This window comes from Gordonibacter pamelaeae, from assembly GCF_003340385.1.
Classification (GTDB): domain Bacteria; phylum Actinomycetota; class Coriobacteriia; order Coriobacteriales; family Eggerthellaceae; genus Gordonibacter; species Gordonibacter pamelaeae.
This window is the reverse complement of record NZ_PPTS01000020.1, coordinates 1-3491: the sequence shown is the minus strand read 5'-3', so window position 1 is coordinate 3491 and position 3491 is coordinate 1. Positions and strand designations below refer to the sequence as shown.

At 67.3% G+C, this 3491-nt stretch carries 3 protein-coding genes; 1 reads left to right on the top strand and 2 read right to left on the bottom strand.

All coding sequences use genetic code 11. The features are described from left to right. Positions 1-2598 (bottom strand): molybdopterin-dependent oxidoreductase (locus C1877_RS15005; protein ID WP_114569518.1); only part of this gene is annotated, 2598 nt, incomplete at its 3' end. Between the two features lie 68 nt (positions 2599-2666). Further along, positions 2667-2882 (bottom strand): zinc-ribbon domain-containing protein, encoded by a 216-nt coding sequence (locus tag C1877_RS15000; protein WP_114569517.1) that lies wholly within the window; start codon positions 2880-2882, stop codon positions 2667-2669. A 323-nt stretch (positions 2883-3205) separates the two neighbouring features. Between C1877_RS15000 and C1877_RS14995 the strand changes: the two genes are divergently transcribed. Beyond that, positions 3206-3491: hypothetical protein (locus C1877_RS14995; RefSeq protein ID WP_147274573.1), on the top strand; the 286-nt coding region annotated here is incomplete at its 3' end.

Below are 3491 nucleotides of genomic sequence, written 5' to 3'. Positions count from 1 at the left end.
GCGGGCGGTTGCCACCAGGCCGCAGTCGGGCTCGTAGTCGCGCCCGAACGCCTCCGGGTACTGCTCGGCCAGCGCGAACACGTCGACCTTCTCGATGTTCACCAGGAAACCGCTCGTCACCTCGCCGAACGCGTGCGTCGAGGTCGTGGCGTAGGGCGCGATGAGGTTGTTCGCCCCGCCGCGGTCCAAGCCGCCGCGGCCGAGAACCACCGAGTCCACGCGGCTGCCGTGATCCTGGTACACCACGCTCGGCATGATGCGCTCGGTCACGCGCACGCCGCCGAGCACCGCGCCGCGCTCGTTGTACAGCTTCACGATGTCGCCCGTCGAAAGTCCCAGCAGGCCCGCGTCGGCCGGGTTCACCCATACCGGCTCGTACTTGTAGCCGTCGGGGCCCGTCACCTTGCACGTCTCCTCCATCTCGCGGAACCAGGTGACGTCGTCGAGGTTCGCGTGCACGCGCCACCGCGGGTGGTTCGACACGAGCAGGAAGGGGTACTTCCGCCCGCGCTCCAGGTACTGGCGCTCCTGGTGGCCGGCGCCCTCGTCGACCCAGTGAGGTATGGGCCCGCGCTCCTTGTCATCGGGGAACTGGCTGGCCAGCGTCGTGGAGTAGTACTCCAGCTTGCCGGACGGCGTCTGGAGCGGGTGTTCCTCCGGGTCCTCGTAGAACTGGATGAGGCCGGCCGGCATCTCCTCCCACCCCTCGCGCGTGGGGAACGGGTAGTACTGCTTCTCCTTGAACTCCTCGAAGTCCATCTTCTTGGCCGCTCCCGTGTTCTCGAAGCCGGCCTGGATGTACTCCTCGCAGGTCTTGCCGCCCATGTAGCGTTCGTAGAGGTTCTCGTAGATGCCGCCGAACTTCTCCAGAGCCTTCGCGACCTCGCCCACGGCCTCCATGTCGGACTTCGACTCCAGGCGCGGCTTGATGGCCTGGCGCTCGTAGTACACGAGGTTCCACTGGCCGTTGTCGGAGTCGGTGCCGATGTCCTCCGTCTCGAACTTCGTGTTCGTGGGCAGGATGACGTCGGCGAAGAAGCAGTCGTTCTCCATCCACGGGTGCTGCACGACGATGAACTCGATGGAGGGGTGCCGCAGCGCCTCCTGCATCTCGTTGCCGCCGTTCCAACAGGTCTCCCAGCACGGGGTGTCCGACCAGATCATGTGCAGGCGCTCGTTGCCCTCGAGCGGGAACGTGTAGGGCCCGTCGAACTGGTCCTCGCGCGGGAACCCGGCGCCGATGTGGCCGTACCACGATACGGGCGGGTTCATGATGGCCTCGGGGATCATGGTCTTGGGGATGAAGCTCTTCGGGAAGCTGCGGTACCAGCCGCGGTAGGCCGGGCTGCAGTCGGGGATCTCCACCGACGGCGGCAAGGGCGTCACGGTGTCCATGCCGTAGAGCGTCCACTCGATGAACTTGAACTGGTTGGCGCCCGGCTTGCCCAGTCCCTGCATGCCGAGGAGCGCCACCTCGAGGCGCGCCGGCTCGTGCGCGTAGCAGGAGCGGATGTAGGAGCCGCCGTTGCAGTGCGCGATGGACACGGCGTGCGCGGCCCAGTAGCGCGCGAGGGCCTTGATGGTGTAGGAGGGAACGCCGCAGATCTTCTCGGCCCACTTCGGCGTCTTCGGCACGCCGTCCTCGCCGCCCATGACGTAGTACTTGAAGTTCTCGAAGCCCACGGCATGCGTGTCGAGGTAGGCCTGGTCGTAGGTGCCCTCCTTGATCCACGTGTAGGCTATCGCCAGCTGCAGGGCCGCGTCGGTGTTGGGCTTGACCGGTATCCACTTGTCGGCGTGCACGGCGTTGGTGTAGTTCACGTCGGGCGAGATGTGTATCTGCTTGATGCCGAGGTCGGTGAACCAGTAGCACAGGCGGCTGGCCAGGTAGCCGCCCCAGCCGAGCGGCGTGGTCTCCACGTCGCAGCCCCAGAACAGCACCGCGTCGCCGTTCTGCGCCACGTCGCGGATGACGTTGTTCATCTGCGAGTTCTGCCCCAAGGGGTCCATGCCCCACATGTGCTTCGCGCCCCAGTACCAGCCCTCCCAGCTGTCGGGCTGGCGGGTTTGCAGCGTGTAGGAGCCTATGAGGTCGAACATGCGGCTCTGGCAGCCGTGCGGCGCGTGGACGAACTTCGTCTCGCCGTGGCCGTCGAGCTCGCAGAGGATGGACGCCGGCCCGTACTCGTCATGCACGCGCTTGATCTCGCCTGCGATGAGCGCGCACGCCTCATCCCAGCTGATGCGCACGTAGCCGCTCGTGCCGCGGTTCTGCGGGTTGCGCTCGCCGTTCGGGTCCCAGTCCACGCGGCGCATCGGGTACGGGATGCGGTTCTTCGAGTACACGCGCTTCTTGTAGCACAGCGACAGCGGCGATATGAGCGTCTTGAAGCCCGGCTCGAAGGTCTTGCCGCGCGCCTCGATCTTCCAGGCGTTCAGGTCCTCCGGCGTGTAGTGCTCGTCGAAGCGCAGCGGGCGGATGCGCAGGATCTTGTCGTTCTCCTCGTCGATGTCGACCGAGCACGCGTTCGTGCCGATGCCGAAGCTGTTGAAGCCCAGGCCCTTCACGATGGGCGTGCCCAACACGTTGTTCCCCATGCTCTCTCCTCTCCTCGTCTGGTGGCCGGCGCCCGCACGCCCCAGTGGGGCGTCAGGCGGCAGCGGGTCTACGCGGTGGGCGCGGGCGGCTTGGGCGCCTTCGGCGCCCCGGGCACGCCGGGGACCGGGGGCGGGGTGGGAGCGCCCGGGGGCGTGGGGATCCCGGGCATCGGCGCCGCCTTGGCGCCGCAGCTCGGGCAGGCGTCGGCCTTCGGGTCGACCTCGGCGCCGCACTTGGGGCACTTCACGGGTCCGTTGTCGACGGTGGGTGGTCTGAAGCACATGACGGATCTCCTCTCTCAACTTCCATGGCTACGCGTCCGGCGGTGCCGGGCCGCGGTAGTGCACGCGGGAATGCCTGCGGAAAATCGTTATGGGAGCAGCACCTGTCCGGTGCGGTTCGTCTTCGATGCCCCCGATTATAGGAGCGCCCTCGCGGGGCCCTTGTGCGGTTTTCCCGATGGGTCATCGGGAAAACCGATCACGCGGCCCGCCATCAGGGTGATCGGATTTCCCGATAGCCTATCGGGAAAACGCGGCTCCCGCCTGCGCCCCCCGCTCCTATAATCGGGGGCATCGGCGAACATCCGCACGACGAGGAGGAGCCATGTCAGAGACGCTTGAGAAGCAGGGCCCGCAAGGCGCCGCGGCACCCGAGGAGGACGTGCCGGCGGCAAGGACGCAGGACGACCCGACCGGCCGCGTCTGCCGATGGGAAGAGGACGGCTGCACGGTGCTGCGCACGAACGCGCGCACGGGCCCGGGCTGCCACGACAACTGCGGCGTGCTCATGTACGTGAGGGACGGGGTGCTGGAGAAGATAGAGGGCGACCCGGAGAACCCCTACAACCAGGGGCGCCTCTGCCCGCGGTGCCTGGCGTTCAAGGAGATGC